This window comes from Luteimonas dalianensis (assembly GCF_049339425.1).
Classification (GTDB): Bacteria; Pseudomonadota; Gammaproteobacteria; order Xanthomonadales; family Xanthomonadaceae; genus Luteimonas; species Luteimonas dalianensis.
Genome location: NZ_JBMPPO010000003.1, coordinates 304622 through 320492, shown reverse-complemented (window position 1 = coordinate 320492; position 15871 = coordinate 304622). Strand labels below are relative to the sequence as shown.

22 protein-coding genes are annotated in these 15871 nt (G+C 70.6%); 12 read left to right on the top strand and 10 right to left on the bottom strand.

Annotation, left to right across the window (positions count from 1 at the left end; all coding sequences use genetic code 11):
• Window positions 1–9: 9 nt before the first annotated feature.
• From ACOZ90_RS06070 to ACOZ90_RS06060, 3 genes are all read right to left on the bottom strand, one after another.
• Window positions 10–267, bottom strand: coding sequence for a hypothetical protein (locus tag ACOZ90_RS06070; protein ID WP_422892748.1), 258 nt, complete (start codon window positions 265–267; stop codon window positions 10–12).
• Between the two features lie 71 nt (window positions 268–338).
• Window positions 339–1436, bottom strand: a complete 1098-nt coding sequence (gene aroB / locus ACOZ90_RS06065) for a 3-dehydroquinate synthase (RefSeq protein WP_422892747.1) — start codon at window positions 1434–1436, stop codon at window positions 339–341.
• Window positions 1433–2005, bottom strand: a complete 573-nt coding sequence (locus tag ACOZ90_RS06060) for a shikimate kinase (protein WP_422892746.1) — start codon at window positions 2003–2005, stop codon at window positions 1433–1435. Before ACOZ90_RS06060 ends, aroB begins: the two co-directional genes overlap by 4 nt.
• A 132-nt stretch (window positions 2006–2137) precedes the next feature.
• Here ACOZ90_RS06060 and ACOZ90_RS06055 point away from each other — a divergent pair, with 132 nt between their 5' ends.
• A complete protein-coding gene (locus ACOZ90_RS06055; RefSeq protein WP_422892745.1) occupies window positions 2138–2341 on the top strand; it encodes a dodecin family protein in 204 nt (67 codons plus the stop codon).
• Here the strand turns inward: ACOZ90_RS06055 and ACOZ90_RS06050 are convergent.
• Window positions 2322–3146, bottom strand: coding sequence for a kinase (locus ACOZ90_RS06050; protein ID WP_422892744.1), 825 nt, complete (start codon window positions 3144–3146; stop codon window positions 2322–2324). The two genes, ACOZ90_RS06055 and ACOZ90_RS06050, sit on opposite strands and share 20 nt — an antisense overlap.
• 17 nt (window positions 3147–3163) lie before the next feature.
• Between ACOZ90_RS06050 and pdxH the strand changes: the two genes are divergently transcribed.
• Together pdxH and ACOZ90_RS06040 are read left to right on the top strand one after the other, a co-directional pair.
• Window positions 3164–3766, top strand: coding sequence for a pyridoxamine 5'-phosphate oxidase (pdxH, locus tag ACOZ90_RS06045; RefSeq protein WP_422892743.1), 603 nt, complete (start codon window positions 3164–3166; stop codon window positions 3764–3766).
• Complete coding sequence (locus ACOZ90_RS06040; protein WP_422892742.1) at window positions 3763–4563, top strand: cobalamin-binding protein; 801 nt, start codon at window positions 3763–3765, stop codon at window positions 4561–4563. Before pdxH ends, ACOZ90_RS06040 begins: the two co-directional genes overlap by 4 nt.
• 57 nt (window positions 4564–4620) lie before the next feature.
• Here the strand turns inward: ACOZ90_RS06040 and ACOZ90_RS06035 are convergent, their stop codons facing one another.
• Together ACOZ90_RS06035 and proC are read right to left on the bottom strand one after the other, a co-directional pair.
• On the bottom strand, window positions 4621–4995 hold the full coding sequence (locus tag ACOZ90_RS06035) for a DUF4426 domain-containing protein (RefSeq protein WP_422892741.1): 375 nt from the start codon (window positions 4993–4995) through the stop codon (window positions 4621–4623).
• Window positions 4996–5193: 198 nt separating this feature from the next.
• Entirely contained in the window at window positions 5194–6060 is an 867-nt protein-coding gene (proC, locus tag ACOZ90_RS06030) for a pyrroline-5-carboxylate reductase (RefSeq protein WP_422892740.1), read from the bottom strand.
• Between the two features lie 216 nt (window positions 6061–6276).
• Between proC and ACOZ90_RS06025 the strand changes: the two genes are divergently transcribed.
• From ACOZ90_RS06025 to ACOZ90_RS05995, 7 genes are all read left to right on the top strand, one after another.
• Window positions 6277–7314: a type IV pilus twitching motility protein PilT gene (locus ACOZ90_RS06025; protein WP_422892739.1), complete on the top strand. Its 1038-nt coding sequence runs from the start codon at window positions 6277–6279 to the stop codon at window positions 7312–7314.
• Between the two features lie 12 nt (window positions 7315–7326).
• The gene (locus tag ACOZ90_RS06020) at window positions 7327–8457 is read left to right on the top strand and encodes a PilT/PilU family type 4a pilus ATPase (protein WP_422892738.1); all 1131 of its coding nucleotides are present in this window, start codon (window positions 7327–7329) and stop codon (window positions 8455–8457) included.
• Between the two features lie 124 nt (window positions 8458–8581).
• Complete coding sequence (locus ACOZ90_RS06015) at window positions 8582–9205, top strand: superoxide dismutase (protein WP_422892737.1); 624 nt, start codon at window positions 8582–8584, stop codon at window positions 9203–9205.
• Window positions 9206–9340: 135 nt separating this feature from the next.
• On the top strand, window positions 9341–9799 hold the full coding sequence (locus ACOZ90_RS06010) for an FKBP-type peptidyl-prolyl cis-trans isomerase (RefSeq protein WP_422892736.1): 459 nt from the start codon (window positions 9341–9343) through the stop codon (window positions 9797–9799).
• 9 nt (window positions 9800–9808) lie between these two features.
• Entirely contained in the window at window positions 9809–10375 is a 567-nt protein-coding gene (locus ACOZ90_RS06005; protein ID WP_422892735.1) for a YqgE/AlgH family protein, read from the top strand.
• Window positions 10372–10836, top strand: coding sequence for a Holliday junction resolvase RuvX (gene ruvX / locus ACOZ90_RS06000; RefSeq protein ID WP_422892734.1), 465 nt, complete (start codon window positions 10372–10374; stop codon window positions 10834–10836). Before ACOZ90_RS06005 ends, ruvX begins: the two co-directional genes overlap by 4 nt.
• A 10-nt stretch (window positions 10837–10846) precedes the next feature.
• Entirely contained in the window at window positions 10847–11815 is a 969-nt protein-coding gene (locus ACOZ90_RS05995; protein ID WP_422892733.1) for an aspartate carbamoyltransferase catalytic subunit, read from the top strand.
• On the opposite strand, the gene mgtE is transcribed toward ACOZ90_RS05995, so the two are convergent.
• Both mgtE and ACOZ90_RS05985 read right to left on the bottom strand, forming a co-directional pair.
• Window positions 11775–13136, bottom strand: a complete 1362-nt coding sequence (mgtE, locus tag ACOZ90_RS05990) for a magnesium transporter (RefSeq protein WP_422892732.1) — start codon at window positions 13134–13136, stop codon at window positions 11775–11777. The two genes, ACOZ90_RS05995 and mgtE, sit on opposite strands and share 41 nt — an antisense overlap.
• 107 nt (window positions 13137–13243) lie before the next feature.
• Complete coding sequence (locus tag ACOZ90_RS05985) at window positions 13244–13636, bottom strand: PTS sugar transporter subunit IIA (RefSeq protein ID WP_422892731.1); 393 nt, start codon at window positions 13634–13636, stop codon at window positions 13244–13246.
• A gap of 171 nt (window positions 13637–13807) precedes the next feature.
• Between ACOZ90_RS05985 and ACOZ90_RS05980 the strand changes: the two genes are divergently transcribed.
• On the top strand, window positions 13808–14149 hold the full coding sequence (locus ACOZ90_RS05980) for a hypothetical protein (RefSeq protein ID WP_422892730.1): 342 nt from the start codon (window positions 13808–13810) through the stop codon (window positions 14147–14149).
• A 2-nt stretch (window positions 14150–14151) separates the two neighbouring features.
• Complete coding sequence (locus tag ACOZ90_RS05975) at window positions 14152–14478, top strand: PIN domain-containing protein (RefSeq protein WP_422892729.1); 327 nt, start codon at window positions 14152–14154, stop codon at window positions 14476–14478.
• A 126-nt stretch (window positions 14479–14604) separates the two neighbouring features.
• On the opposite strand, the gene rapZ is transcribed toward ACOZ90_RS05975, so the two are convergent.
• The gene (rapZ, locus tag ACOZ90_RS05970; protein ID WP_422892728.1) at window positions 14605–15480 is read right to left on the bottom strand and encodes an RNase adapter RapZ; all 876 of its coding nucleotides are present in this window, start codon (window positions 15478–15480) and stop codon (window positions 14605–14607) included.
• A gap of 52 nt (window positions 15481–15532) precedes the next feature.
• Complete coding sequence (hpf, locus tag ACOZ90_RS05965; RefSeq protein WP_422892727.1) at window positions 15533–15862, bottom strand: ribosome hibernation-promoting factor, HPF/YfiA family; 330 nt, start codon at window positions 15860–15862, stop codon at window positions 15533–15535.
• Window positions 15863–15871: the final 9 nt, after the last annotated feature.

Below are 15871 nucleotides of genomic sequence, written 5' to 3'. Positions count from 1 at the left end.
GCGCGATGCTCAGCCGCGGGGGAGGTCCGCGCCCTGCGCGAACATGAGCTGGAAGCCGCGCTTGAGCTGCTGGTCGCGGGCCTGTTCCAGGGCGGCGAACGCCTCGGCCTGGTCCAGGTATTGCTGGCGCCTGACGGTGCTGCGGCCGCCGATCTGGCCGCTTTCGCGCACCAGCGTCCAGCCGCCCAGCAGATCCGGCTGCAGCATCAGCTGCACGAACCTGGGCGGGTCGCTGCCGTCGGGGCGTTGTTGCAGGAGCAGGCGCATCCGCCAATTGTAAGGCTTGTCCGTACCGCCGGAGGCCAGTGCCCCGGGGTAGGAGCGCGCCGTGCGCGCTCCTACAGGGGGGCCCGGAGGACGGCGAGGACGGCGTCTTCGGGCACGTTGGCCAGCATCCGGGCGCGGCCGGCGGCTTCCCAGCCGATGAAGCGCAGGCCGCCGGCGCGGGCCTTCTTGTCCAGGCGCATCAGTTCCACCAGATGGCCCGGCTCCAGTCCGGGCGGCAGCGCCACCGGCAGGCCGAACCGCTCCAGCAGCGCCCGCAGGCGGTCACCGTCCGCGGCCGGCGCCAGCCCCAGCCGTTCCGACAGCCGGGCCGCGAGCACCATGCCCACCGCCACCGCCTCGCCGTGGTTGAGGCCGCCGTAGCCCTGCGCGGTCTCGATGGCGTGGCCGAACGTGTGGCCGAGGTTGAGCAGGGCGCGCTCGCCGTGTTCGAACGGGTCACGCTCCACGATCGCCGCCTTGTGCGCGCAGCTGCGCGCGATGGCCTCGGCCAGCACCGCGTCGTCGCCGGCCAGCAGCGCGGCCGCGTTGGCCTCCAGCCAGTCCAGGAACGGCGCATCGGCAATCGCGCCGTACTTGATCACCTCGGCCAGGCCGGCGCGCAGCTCGCGCGCGGGCAGGGTGCGCAGCGCCGAGGTGTCGGCGAACACCGCGCGCGGCGGATGGAAGGCGCCCACCAGGTTCTTGCCCTGGGCCAGGTCGACCGCGGTCTTGCCGCCCACCGAGGAGTCGACCATGGCCAGCAGGGTGGTGGGCAGCTGCACGCAGTCGATGCCGCGCATCCAGCAGGCCGCGGCGAACCCGGCCAGGTCGCCGATCACGCCGCCGCCCAGCGCGAACACGCAGGCGTCGCGGCGGGCGCCCAGGGCGGCCAGCGCGGCGATGGCTTCGCTGAATCCCTCCAGGGTCTTGGACGCCTCGCCCGCAGGCAGGATGAAGCGCGCCACCGCCAGCTCCGGCCTTGCCCCGCGCAGCGCGATCTCCAGCCGATCCGCGTACAGCGGCGCAACGGTGTCGTCGCTGACGATGAGCGCCTGGCCGCCGCGCACCGGGGCGGCGAGCACCGCGCCGTCGGCCAGCAGGCCGGGGCCGATGTGGATGCCGTAGGGGCGCTCGCCCGAAACGGTGACCGTTCGCGTGGATTCGCTCATGCCTGGCGTGCCTGCGGGGAAGGGGAGTCGGCGCCGACCGTAGCGCCTTGCCAGCGGTCGGCGAGCACCCTCGCCAGGCGCCCGGCGGCGGCGCTGGCGGCATCCTGGCCGGTATCGAAGCCCAGGTGGGCGACCTCGCGGTAGAGGGGCTCGCGCTCGGCCGCCAGGCGCCGCAGCACCGCCTCGCGCTCGCCGGTGGCCAGCAGCGGGCGGCTGCGGTCGCGGGCCAGGCGCCTGAGCTGGGCAGGCACGTCCACCTGCAGGTGGACGACGAAGCCGCGTTCGCGCATCAGCGCGCGGTTGCGCGCATCCAGCACCGCGCCGCCGCCGGTGGCGACAAGCTGGCCGTCCTGCTCCAGGCAGGCGGTCAGGGCGGCGCGCTCGCGGTCGCGGAAGCCGGCCTCGCCTTCGCAGTCGAAGATGGTGGTGACGCTGGCACCGGTGCGGCGCTCGATTTCCTCGTCCAGATCCACGAAACGCAGCCCGAAGCGGTCGGCCACGCGCCTGCCGATCGCGGATTTTCCGGCCCCCATCGGGCCGACCAGGACGAGGTTGCGGGGCGCTTGCATGTGGGGATGCTAGCAGCGGCCGGCGGCGCCGTGGCCGCCAGCGGGCGTTCGCGCCGTCATGACGGGGGCGGGTGCATCGTTGTCAATTCCGGCCCCCGGGCCAGGGTTTTCCCCAACTGTAAGGAGCAGATCATGTCCGTTGCCAAAGTCATCGAACTCAACGCCTCTTCGCCCAAGAGCATGGAGGATGCGGTCAAGCAGGGCCTGGCCAAGGCCTCCGAGTCGGTCAAGAACATCAAGGGCGCGTGGGTGAACGAGGTCAAGGTGGTCTGCGGCGCCGGCGGCGAAGTCACCGAGTGGCGCGTTAACCTGCGCATCAGCTTCGTGGTGGAGTAAGCGGCCGGCGGGCCGCATCCAGCGGCACCACCAGGCCGGCGATGCCCGGCAGGGTGCGCATGGCCTGGCGGCTGACCCGCTCGAAATGGCGGACGAATCGCTCGACCCCCGCGCGGCCCATGCCGCGCCGCCGGGGGTCGGCCTCGCCCAGCGCCCGCTCCTGATCCCAGCGCCACTGCGGCACTATTTCGAAACCCGGCGGCTGCAGGTACAGCAGCCGGTCGATGCGCTGCCACAGTGGCGGGTAGTCGCGGGCCAGGGCCTGGTTGCACCAGCGTCGCCAGCGGCCGTCCGGGTCTTCGTCGCGCTCCAGCGCGTTGACCGGCTCGGCCAGCTCCGCCTGTGCCTGCGGCGGGGTGCCCAGGAACCAGCCCTCGAACACCACCAGATCCGCGCCGTCCAGCACCGGCCACTGCGTGGGTGGCAGGCGGCGGTCGCCGAGCTTGTCGAAGCGCGGCAGCGCGGCGGGCCTGCCCGCGCGCAGGGCGTCCAGGATCCTGCAGGCCAGTTCGACATCGTGGGTGCCCGGCGGGCCGCGGGTGGCCAGCAGCGGATGCACCTTGCGCGCCAGCGCCTGGCGGGCCTCGTGATCCAGGTAGAAGTCGTCGATCGACACCGCGGCCATGCGCAGGCCGCGTCCGGCGGCGGCGCCGGCCAGCTGCGCGGCCAGGGTGGACTTGCCGCAGCCCTGCGGGCCGGTGATGCCGTAGACGCGCGCGCCGCTGGCGAGGACGTCGTCGAGGATGTGCTGGACGAAGCCGGCATCGAACGCGTTGACGTGGCCCGGGTGCAGTGGCGCGGACATGCCGCCACAATAGCCCAATGAATGACCGCGACCCGTACCTGGAAGCACTGGCGACATTCGGCCTGCTGTTCGACGAGGCCGAGGCCGCCGGCGAGCCCGACCGCACCGCGATGGTGGTGGCCAGCGCCGATGCCGACGGCCGGCCGTCGGCCCGCACTGTGCTGCTCAAGGCGCACGACGCGCGCGGCTTCGTGTTCTACACCCACCTGGACGGGCGCAAGGGCGGCGAGCTGCAGGCCAACCCGCGCGCCGCGCTGCTGCTGCACTGGCCGCGGGTGCGGCTGGGGGTGCAGGTGAGGATCGAGGGCGCGGTGTCGATCGTCGACGACGCCGAGGCCGACGCCTACTTCGCTTCGCGTCCGCGCGGCAGCCAGCTGGGCGCCTGGGCCTCGGCGCAGTCCGAAACGCTGGAGTCGCGCGAGCTGTTCGAACAGCGCGTGGCCGAGCGCGAGCGCGAGTTCGAAGGCCGCCAGGTGCCGCGGCCGCCGCGCTGGGGCGGGTTCCGGGTGGCCCCGGAGCGGATCGAGTTCTGGTACGGCGCCGAATTCCGCCTGCACGAGCGCCAGCTCTACGAGCGCGGCGCGGACGGCGCCTGGTCGCGGCGGATGCTGTACCCGTGAGCCGCGGCCCGCAGCGCATCGTCTGCCTGACCGAGGAGCCGACCGAAACCCTGTACGCGCTCGGCGAGCAGGATCGGATCGTCGGCATCAGCGGCTTCACCGTGCGCCCGCCGCGGGCGCGCAGGGAGAAGCCCAAGGTCAGCGCGTTCACCAGCGCGAAGATCGGCGAAATCCTCAGGCTCAAACCGGATCTGGCGATCGGCTTTTCCGACATCCAGGCCGACATCGCCGCCGAGCTGGTGCGCAGCGGGGTGGAGGTGTGGATCGCCAACCACCGCAGCGTCGACGGCATCGTCGATTACGTCCGCAGGCTGGGCGCCCTGGTGGGTGCCGGCGCGCGTGCCGACGCCTATGCGGACGGGCTGCAGCGCGGGCTGGACGAGATCGCGCGCGAGGCCGCCGCGCTGCCGCGCCGTCCGCGGGTCTATCTGGAAGAGTGGGACGAGCCGCTGATCACCGGCATCCGCTGGGTCTCCGAGCTGGTCACCATTGCCGGCGGCGACGACGTGTTTCCCGAGCGCGCCGCCGAGCCGCTGGCCAAGCAGCGCATCCTGGCCGACGCCGCCGAGGTGGTGCGCCGCGCGCCGGACATCATCCTGGGCTCATGGTGCGGCAAGAAGTTCCGCCCGGAAAAGGTCGCCGCGCGCCCCGGCTGGGATGCCATCCCCGCCGTGCGCGACGGCGAGCTGCACGAGATCAAATCGCCGCTGATCCTCCAGCCCGGCCCCGCCGCCCTCACCGACGGCGTGCGCGCCATCGCCGACATCATCCACCGCTGGGCCACCTCTCCCCTGTAGGAGCGCGCATGGCGCGCTCCTGCCGACGGGGGTCGTGAACCGGGGCTGGGGGCCGACCTACGGGTAGAGGTCGCGGCTGAAGGAGAGGCCGGAGGGCGCGCCCGCGGCGTGTTCGGCTTCCAGCTCGAAGCGCAGCGTCTCCGGCGGCGTCACCCGCACGGTGCCGGCGTAGTCGACCAGCTCGCCGGTGCGGATCTCGCGCAGCTCGATCCGGGTGCGGGTGCCGCGCAGGTCGGTGGCGGTGGCGGTGATGCGGGCGGGCAGGGCGGTTTCCTGCATCCCCTCGCCCTGGCGCACGCCCACCAGCAGCAGCACGACGCCGGGGCCGGACTGGATGCCGTAGCGGCTGGCCACGACGGGGTTGAGGGAGGCGGTTGGCACCACGCTTGCGCGGATGCTGACGTCGCCCGAGCGCACCGTGGCCTCTTCCATCGTCGCGCCGGCATGCCCTTCCGGCGGCGCCGCCCCTCCACAGCCGCCCAGCAGCAACGCCACGCACCCCTGTAGGAGCGCGCCATGCGCGCGAAGCCGCGTGAATCCTGGTTTGCGGGGAAGCTCCGGACAGGCCGTCGTGGCCGGAGCCGCGCGGCGTGGATCGATGTTACGCGGCCTCGCGCGCATGGCGCGCTCCTACAGGGGGCCGCCGGGGGCGGCTTCGTCGTTGGCGGCGGAGAGCTCGCGGCCGCGCTCGGTGGCGCGGTTCATCGCCCGGGCAACGAGGTCGCGCAGGCCGCCGTCCTCGAAGGTGGTGATCGCGGCGTGGGTGGTGCCGCCGGGGGAGGTGACGCGGCGGCGCAGCTCCGCCGGCGCCTCGCCGGACTCGGTCAGCATCCGCGCGGCGCCCAGGATGGTCTGCAGCACCAGGGTGCGCGCGGCCGCGTCGGGCAGGCCGTTGGCGATCGCCGCCTGCTCCATCGCCTCGGCCAGCAGGAAGATGTAGGCCGGGCCGCTGCCTGAGGTCGCGGTGACGGCGTCCATCTTCGATTCGTCGTCGATCCACACCGTCGGCCCGGCGGTGGCCAGCACCGCGTCGGCCCGCCTGCGTCCCGCGCCGTCCACCTTCGCGTTGGCGTACATCCCGGTGACGCCGGCGCCAAGCATGGACGGGGTGTTGGGCATCGCCCGCACCACCGCCGCGTCGCCGCCCAGCCAGCGTTCCATCTGGGTCGAGGTGATGCCGGCGGCCACCGACACCGCCACCGGCCGGCCGGCCTTTGCCGCGGCCTGCAGGTCTTCGCAGACGCCGCGCATGACCTGCGGCTTGACCGCGAACATCCACACCCCGGCGCCCTGCACGGCTTCGGCCGCGGTTTCGAACGTCGCCACGCCGAAGTCCTGCTGCAGCCCGCGCCGGGTCGATTCGCTGGGGGCGGCGACCCGGATCTGGGCGGGGTCGGTGCCGCCGGCGATCAGGCCGCCGATCAGGCTGCGGGCCATGTTGCCGCCGCCGATGAATGCGATGGCCGAAGGGGCGGGGTCGGGGGCGAGGTCGGTCATGTCCGGCTCCGTGATGCGGGGCCCCTATTGTAGGAGCGCGCGCATGGCGCGCTCCTGCCCCTGGCGATGGCCGGTTCGTTGCGCCGGCGGCGTTGAATCCTGGACGGGGCTGGATTTGTGACGCATGTAGGGGGCTATACTGCGGGCGGGGAGTACGCTTGGGCCGCGCATGGGGCCGCCCGGGCCCGCATCGACACTGCTGTGCAGGGGACACGCATGGATATCGCCGAACTGTTGGCGTTCTCGGTCAAGAACAAGGCTTCCGACCTGCATCTTTCGGCGGGCTTGCCGCCGATGATCCGGGTCGACGGCGACGTGCGCCGCATCAACGTGCCGGCGCTGGATCACAAACAGGTGCACGCGCTGGTGTACGACATCATGTCGGACAAGCAGCGGCGCGACTACGAGGAATTCCTCGAGGTCGACTTCTCGTTCGAGATCCCGGGCCTGGCGCGCTTCCGCGTCAACGCCTTCAACCAGAACCGCGGCGCCGGGGCGGTGTTCCGTACCGTCCCCTCCGAAGTGCTCACGCTGGAAGACCTCGGCACGCCGGCGGTGTTCCGCCAGCTCATCGACCAGCCGCAGGGCCTGATCCTGGTGACCGGGCCGACCGGCTCGGGCAAGTCGACCACGCTGGCGGCGATGGTCGACCACATCAACAAGAACGAGTACGGGCACATCCTCACCATCGAGGATCCGATCGAGTTCGTGCACACGGCGCAGAAGTGCCTGATCAACCAGCGCGAGGTGCACCGCGACACCCACGGCTTCAACGAGGCCCTGCGTAGCGCGCTGCGCGAAGACCCGGACTACATCCTGGTCGGCGAGATGCGCGACATCGAGACCATCCGCCTGGCCCTGACCGCGGCCGAGACCGGCCACCTGGTGTTTGCCACCGTGCACACCTCCAGCGCGGCCAAGACCATCGACCGCATCATCGACGTGTTCCCCGCCGGCGAGAAGCCGATGGTGCGCTCGATGCTGTCCGAATCGCTGCGTGCGGTGATCAGCCAGGCGCTGCTGAAGAAGGTCGGCGGCGGCCGTACCGCGGCCTGGGAAATCATGGTCGGCACCCCGGCCATCCGCAATCTGATCCGCGAGGACAAGGTGGCGCAGATGTACTCGGCGATCCAGACCGGCCAGTCGGCGGGCATGATGACCCTCGACCAGCACCTGCAGGATCTGGTGAAGCGCGGCCTGGTCACGCGCGCCCAGGCCAAGGACTACGCCAAGGACAAGCGCCTGTTCGAGTAACCGGAGCCCATCATGAGCAGCATTGATTTCACCTCGTTCCTCAAGCTGATGGCGCACCAGAAGGCGTCGGATCTGTTCATCACCGCGGGCATGCCGCCCTCGATCAAGGTCCACGGCAAGATCTCGCCCATCACCCAGAACCCGCTCACCCCGCAGCAGTCGCGCGACCTGGTGCTCAACGTCATGACGCCGGCCCAGCGCGAGGAGTTCGAGAAGACCCACGAGTGCAACTTCGCCATCGGCGTGTCCGGGGTGGGGCGCTTCCGCGTGAGCTGCTTCTACCAGCGCAACCAGGTGGGCATGGTGCTGCGCCGGATCGAGACCAAGATCCCGACCATCGAGGAGCTGAACCTGCCGCCGATCGTCAAGACCCTGGCGATGACCAAGCGCGGCATCATCATCTTCGTCGGCGCCACCGGCACGGGTAAATCCACCTCGCTGGCGGCGATGATCGGCTACCGCAACCAGAACTCGACCGGGCACATCATCACCATCGAGGATCCGATCGAGTTCGTGCACAAGCACGCGGGTTGCATCATCACCCAGCGCGAGGTCGGCATCGACACCGACAACTGGGAGAACGCGCTCAAGAACACCCTGCGCCAGGCGCCGGACGTGATCATGATCGGCGAGGTGCGCACCCGCGAGGGCATGGATCACGCCATCGCCTTCGCCGAGACCGGCCACCTGGTGCTGTGCACCCTGCACGCCAACAACGCCAACCAGGCGATGGATCGCATCATCAACTTCTTCCCCGAGGATCGGCGCGGCCAGCTGCTGATGGATCTGTCGCTCAACCTCAAGGGCGTCGTGGCCCAGCAGCTGATCCCGACCCCGGACGGCAAGGGCCGCCGGGTGGCGATGGAAATCATGCTTGGCACCCCGCTGGTGCAGGACTACATCCGCGACGGCGAGATCCACAAGCTCAAGGAAGTGATGAAGGAGTCCACCAACCTGGGCATGAAGACCTTCGACCAGAGCCTGTTCGAGCTTTACCAGGCCGGCGAGATCTCCTACGAGGACGCGCTGCGCCATGCCGACTCCGCCAACGAGGTGCGCCTGCGCATCAAGCTGGCCCAGGGCGGCGACGCGCGCAGCCTGTCGCAGGGCCTGGACGGGGTCGAAGTGGCCGAGGCCAACTGAGCCACGGCTCCCGCGGTACCCGGCCCGGGCCGCCGCAACCCTGTGTTGCGGCGGCTTGATCCCTTTTTTACCTCTCCCGGGTGACAATGGTTGTCCTGTTCATCCTGCACACGTGGAGATCCCGATGCCGTACACCCTCCCCGACCTTCCCTATGCCTACGACGCGCTCGAGCCGCACATCGACGCGCAGACGATGGAGATCCACCACTCCAAGCACCACAACACCTACGTCGCCAACCTCAACGCCGCGGTGGAAGGCACCGAGCACGACGGCACCGCGATCGAGGAGCTGGTGGCCAAGGTCGAATCGCTGCCCGAAAACATCCGCAAGGCGGTGCGCAACAACGGCGGCGGCCATGCCAACCATTCGCTGTTCTGGACGGTGATGTCGCCCGAGGGCGGCGGCCAGCCGCAGGGTGAAGTCGCCAAGCGCATCGACAGCGACCTGGGCGGCTTCGACAAGTTCAAGGAGCAGTTCGCCTCGGCCGCCAAGGGCCGTTTCGGCAGCGGCTGGGCCTGGCTGACGGTGGACGCCGACGGCAAGGTCGCGGTGGAGGACAGCGCCAACCAGGACAACCCGCTGATGAAGGGCATCGGCTCGGGCAACACCCCGATCCTGGGCCTGGACGTGTGGGAGCACGCTTATTACCTCAAGTACCAGAACCGCCGCCCGGACTACATTGCCGCGTTCTTCGAGGTGATCGACTGGGCCGAGGTGGAGCGCCGCTACCAGGCCGCCCGCGGCTGATCGCAGGCGCCGCCGGCAAGCACCACCGGAAGCCGGGCATTGCCCGGCTTCCTCTTTTTGGGGCGCCCGTGGTTGCGCCTGCCGCAGGCTCCGCGCGAAGATCGGCCGACTGCCAGACAATGGATGCCCGAACACATGCAGATCGCCCACCGCCGCGTTGCCACCGTCCACTTCACCCTGACCGGCGAGGACGGCAGCCCGATCACCAGCACCCGCGGCCACGACCCGCTGGTGTACATGCACGGCACCGGCGGCATCGTGCCGGGGCTGGAGGAGGCGCTGGAAGGGCGCTCGGCCGGCGACCGCTTCGAAGTGACCGTGCCGCCGGAGAAGGCGTTCGGCCCGCGCCACCCGGAGCTGGTGCAGACCCATCCGCTGGGCATCATCAAGGACGGCGTCCAGCCACAGGTGGGCACGCGCCTGGACGCGCAGACCGCCAAGGGCCCGATGGAGGTGGTGGTGACCGCGGTCGAGGGCGATGCGGTGACCGTGGACGGCAACCATCCGCTGGCCGGGCGCACGTTCAGCGCCCAGGTGGAGGTGATCGACGTGCGCGTGGCCACGCCCGAGGAGATCCAGTTCGGCCTCGCTTAGAATGGGCGCATGTCCCTTGAGCCCACCCCGCTTGCCGGCCAGCTGCTGATCGCGCTGCCGGCGCTGGCCGACCCCAACTTCGCCCGTACCGCGGTGCTGGTGTGCCAGCACGATGCCGAGGGCGCGATGGGCGTGGTGATCAACCGCGCCGCCGAATACACCCTGGGCGACGTGTTCTCGCAGATGGACATCGCCTGTGGCGACAGCGAGCTGTGCGCCCACCACGTGCTGGCGGGCGGGCCGGTGCATCCCGAGCGCGGTTTCGTGATCCACGACGGCGAGGGGGCGTTCGATTCCAGCCTGCGGATCGGCCCGGGCCTGCACGTGACCACCTCGCGCGACGTGCTCGAGGCGATCGCCAGCGGTGAAGGCCCGGCCCACGTGATGGTGGCGCTGGGCTGCGCCGGCTGGGGCGAAGGCCAGCTGGAGCACGAGCTCACCGAGAACAGCTGGCTGAACGTGCCGGCCGACGCCGGCCTGCTGTTCGAGCTGCCGCTGGAAGCGCGCTGGCAGGCGGCCGCGGGGCGCCTGGGCGTCGACCTGCAGCACCTCACCGGCTACTCCGGCCGGGCATGAATGCCGATGCCGTCCCGGGTGGCGGAACCGTGCTCGGCTTCGACGTCGGTGCCAAGCGCATCGGGGTGGCGGTGGCGAGCAGCTTCGGCCACGGCGCCCGCGCGCTGGAAGTGGTGCACGTGCACGACGGCGGGCCGGACTGGCGCAGCCTCGACCGCCTGCGCGAGGAGTGGCGCCCGGACGCGCTGGTGGTCGGCGACCCGATGACCCTGGACGACGGCGACCAGCCGGCACGCCGCCGTGCCCGGCGCTTCGCCCACCAGCTGCGCGAGCGCTATGCGCTGCCGGTGGTGATGGTGGATGAACGCTCCAGCTCGCGCGAGGCCGCGCAGCGCTTCGCCGCCGGGCGCGCCCAGGGCAGCCGCCGCCGCCGCGACGCGGCCGCGCTGGACGCGGTGGCCGCGGCGGTCATCGTGGAGCGCTGGCTGGAAGCCCCGGACGACGCCACCCCCATTCCCTAGAGACCCGCCCATGTCCCTGCAGCTCGACAGCCACGGCCGCCTGCGCCACCTGCTCACCCTCGACGGCATGCCGCGCAGCGTCATGGACGGGCTGCTGGATCGGGCCCAGGCCATCATCGACGGCGGTGAAGACATGCGCGCCGCGCTGGCGGGCCAGGCGGTGTGCACGCTGTTCTTCGAGCCCTCCACCCGCACCCGCCTGAGCTTCCAGCGCGCCGCCCAGCGGCTGGGCGCGGACGTGCTCAACTTCGACGCCTCCAGCTCGTCCACCACCAAGGGCGAATCGGCGGTCGACACCCTGCGCACCATCGAGGCCATGGACGTGCGCGGCTTCGTCGTCCGCGACCGCGCCGAAGGCGCCGCCGCCGCGCTGGCCGAAGTGGCCGCGCCAGGCACCGCCATCATCAACGCCGGCGACGGCCGCAGCGCCCATCCCACCCAGGGCCTGCTCGACATGCTCAGCCTGCGCCAGGCCAGGGGCCGCGACTTCTCCGCGCTGAAGGTGCTGATCGTCGGCGACGTGAAGCACTCGCGGGTGGCGCGCTCGGATCTGCACGCGCTGCGCGTCCTGGGCGCGGGCGAAGTGCGCATCTGCGGGCCCGAGACGCTGCTGCCGGCGGCGGCGGAGATGGATGGCTGCCGGTTCGGGCATGACCTGGACGCGGCCGTGGAAGGCGTGGACGTGGTGATGATGCTGCGCCTGCAGCGCGAACGGATGGCCGAGGGGCTGGTGGAGTCGCTGGAGGATTACCACCGCGACTACGGCCTCAGCGCCGGGCGCCTGCGCCGCGCCGCGCCGGACGCCGTGGTGCTGCATCCGGGCCCGATGAACCGCGGCGTGGAAATCGACGACGACGTCGCCGACGGCCCGCAGTCGCTGGTGCTGCGCCAGGTCGCCAACGGCGTCCCCGTGCGCATGGCGGTGCTGGAAACCCTGCTCAGCGCAGCAGGATCAGCGTCGCCAGGCCGAGGAAGCTGAGGAATCCCATCACGTCGGTCACCGCCGTCACCACCACGGTGCCGGCCACCGCCGGATCCACGCGCATGCGCCGCAGCAGCAGCGGCACCGCCACGCCGGCCAGGGCGGAGGTGAGCAGGGTGACCACCAGCGCCAAGGCGATCACCAGCGACAGCACCCAGTCACCGAACCACACCAGTGCCACCAGCCCCACCAGGCCGCCAATCATCAGGCCGTTGATCAGCGCCACCCGGATTTCCTTCCACAGCAGGATCCTGGCGTTGCTGGCGGCCACCTGGCCCAGCGCCAGGCCGCGCACCATCAGGGTCAGCACCTGCACCGCGGCGTTGCCGCCGATCCCGGCCACGATCGGCATCAGCACCGCCAGCGCCACGATCTCCTGGATGGTGCCCTCGAAGCGGCCGATCACCATCGCCGCCAGGAACGCCGTCATCAGGTTGATGCCCAGCCACAGGGCGCGCCCGCGCACCGCCCGGCGCACCGGCGAGAACAGATCCTCCTCCTCGTCCAGGCCGGCGGCGCCCAGCGCCTGGTGCTCGGCCTGCTCGCGGATGATGTCGACCACGTCGTCGATGGTGATGCGCCCGCGCAGGATGTTGCCGTCGTCCACCACCGGCGCCGACACCCAGTCGTGGTCGGAGAACTGGCGGGCGACCTCCTCGGCCGATTCGTCCACGTGCAGCGCTTCCAGCTCGTCGTCGATCAGCTCGTTGATCGGAGTGGAAGGGTCGCGCGTCACCAGATCCTGCAGCGCCACCCAGCCCATCAGCTGGTGGCGGCGGTTGACCACGTACAGGTGGTCGGTGTGCTCGGGCAGCTCGCCGCGCAGGCGCAGGAAGCGCAGCACCACGTCCACGGTAGTGTCGGCGCGCACCGTCACCACCTCAGGGTTCATCAGCCGGCCCGCGGTGTCCTCGTCGTAGGACAGCGCCTGCTCCAGGCGCTCGCGGTTCTCGCGATCCATCGACTGCAGGATCTGGCCGGTGACCGCTTCGGGCAGATCCTCGACCAGGTCGGCCAGGTCATCGATGTCCAGGTCTTCGACCGCGGCCACGATCTCGTCCGGATCCATGTCCGCGATCAGGCTCTCGCGCACCTCGTCGCCGACGTGGACCAGCACCTCGCCATCGTCCTCGGCGTCCACCAGCCCCCACACCACCATGCGCTTGTCGAGCGGCAGGGATTCAAGCAGGTTGCCGATCTCGGCCGGCGCCAGGGTGTTGACCATGCGCCGTACCGGGCCCAGGCGGCCGCTGTCCAGGGCGTCGGACAGCAGGCGCAGCTGGCGCGCGGTCTTGTCGTGGCGGGCGGCTTCGGCCATTCGAGGATTCCGTTGGCGAGTCGTGCCACTGGGCGCGACGGGGTCAGGCGTTCATGCGCCCATTATCGCCGCTGCCCGGATTTGTGCACGCATCGGTTGGCGTGCGCTCAGCCGTCTTCGAGGATGACGCCGTTGCGCGCGCCCGCCGCGGCGATCGCCGGCAGCTCGTCCAGCGGCTTGTCGGCGTAGTCCAGCACCCGCAGCAGCATCGGCAGGCTGGCGCCGGCCACCCGCCGCACCGGCGTGCCCAGATGGGCCAGCTTCGAGGCCACCCGGGCCGCCGCCGAGCCGTGCATGTCGATGAGCACCAGCACGCCGTCGCCGCCGTCCACGCGGCGCATGGCGGCGCTGGCGGCGGGGAGCAGGGTGTCCGGGTCCGTCCCGTGAGGGACTTCGAAGGTGCCGCACTGCAGCGGCAGCCGGCCCAGCACGCCTTCGGCGGCCCCCACCAGGGCCTGGCCGATGCCGGGCTGGGTGACGATCAGGATGCCGGTTGCCATGGCCGCAACGCTACCAGAGACCCGTGTCCCGGGGGGACTTCCGGCAGCCCTAGGGTCTGCCCCAGCTTACGGACGGCCGCAGGGTGGTTCAGGATTGGCCCACGTGAGTCGTGGCAGATGTGCGGCACCACGGACTGGACACCCCACACACAGAGACTTGGGAGATTCATCATGCTGGGTTCGATTGGCGACACGATTTCCAACTTTGCCAGCAACATGATTGGCAATTTCGTCGACAGGGTCATGGACCTGGCGCCGAACCTGATCACCACCGCGCTGGCGGGTGCGGCCAATACGGTGCTTCCCGGTTCGGGCCTGCTGGTGCAGGCGTTCGCCGGCCCCCTCGTGGAAGCCGGTGTGCAGGCCTTCCGTGATGCAGCCGTCGACACGCTGATGCCCGCTGCCTCCGAGGCCTGGGCCGAAGCCGGCCTGCCCGACAACGATGCGGGCAACCTCATCAACAGCCTTGGCAACACGTTCCTCAGTGGCGTGCAGCAGGGTCTGGCTGGCTGAGTATGACTGATCGGGACGACGCCTGGCGCCAGCGCCAGCAGTGGATCGAATCGATCACCGGGCTCCGTGATGGCGACGCCATCACGGAGCGCGACCGTGAGATCCTCTACCGCGAATACGACCGCATGCAGCAGAGCGTGCAGGAAGCCATGCATGCGATGGCGCCGGAATACGCCCGGCGGGTGCGCGAGGACGGCAAGGACTCGGCCGACGAATGGATCCACGCCCGCACCCATGAGCTGGGCGTCGAAAATGGCCGCCGCCTGCGCCAGGAGCTGCAGGAACTGAGCTTCGCCGACGAGCTCGAGTTCAACACCGACCCCCGGTAGGAACGCGCCATGTGCGCGAGGCCGCGTGACGCCAGGTCATGCGGCTTGCCTTCGGTGGTTGCAGAGGCGACACCGGAGCAACCCGGTACATTCCGGCCGCAACGCCAGGGTCAGCCGTAGCCGGCCTCAGTCCAGCTGGCGGTGGAAGGTGGTGACGTCTTCCCAGCCCTTTTCGCGGGCATGGGCCGCCATGCGCTCTGTCAGGTACACCGAACGGTGCCGGCCGCCGCTGCAGCCGAACGCCACCGTGATGTAGCTGCGGGTATCGGTGCGCAGCTTCGGCAGCCATTCGTCCAGGAAACCCGCCACCTGCTGGAAGTACTTCTGCACGTCTTCCTGCTCGGCAAAGTAATCGACCACCGCCTGGTCGCGCCCGGACAGCGGCTTGAGCGTGGGCACCCAGTGCGGATTGGGCAGGGCGCGCGCGTCGAACACGAAATCCGCGTCCGGCGGCACCCCGTGGCGATAGGCGAACGACTCGAACAGCAGCGAGAAAGACGACTCCTGCGACAGCTGGAACTCGGTGATCAGCTGGCGCCGCAGCTGGTGCACGTTCAACTCGGTGGTGTCGATCACCGCGTCGGCCAGCAGCCGCAGCGGCCGCAGCACCTGCCGCTCCAGCGCGATCGCGTCGGGCAGCGACAGCCCCAGGTGGCTGAGCGGGTGCCGGCGGCGGGTGTCGGCATAGCGTTTGAGCAGCTGCTGGTCGCCGGTTTCGAAGAACACCAGCTTGGGGTTGAACCCCAGCTCTGCCACCGCCGACAGCCACTGCGGGATGTTGACCAGATCGTTGTGCCGGTTGCGCACGTCGATCCCCACCGCCAGCTTGCGCGGCATGCCCGCGTCCTGGCCGACGCTGCGCACGAAGTCGGGCAGCAGTTCGGCCGGCAGGTTGTCGGTGCAGTAGTAGCCCAGATCCTCCAGGGTGTTGAGCGCCACCGACTTGCCGCTGCCGGACATGCCGCTCACGATCAGCAGCGAGGAATCGGTGGCGCTGGTCATCGACTGTTCCCCTGGGTGGACGTCGGCTCTGCGGCCCCGCGGGGCCGCCGGTTCAGCCGAAGCTGCCGTCGCGGGCGGGATTCTCGCCCCGGTGGTGGTCGCTCAGCTTGCCCTTGTGCTTGGCCAGCAGGCGGTCCAGCTTGTCGTAGAGCAGGTCGATGGCGGCGTACATGTCCACGCCGGTGGCGTCGGCGTGGTGGGTCTTGCCGGCCACGGACACGTTGGCTTCGGCCTTGTGCATCGGCTTTTCCAGGCTCAGCTGCGCGCGCAGGTCGAAGTGCTGTCCCTCGAAATGGCGCGACAGCCGGCCAAGCTTGGATTCCACGTAGTCGCGCAGGGCGGGGGTGACCTCGATCTGGTGTCCGTGGGTTTCGATACGCATCGGCAGGCT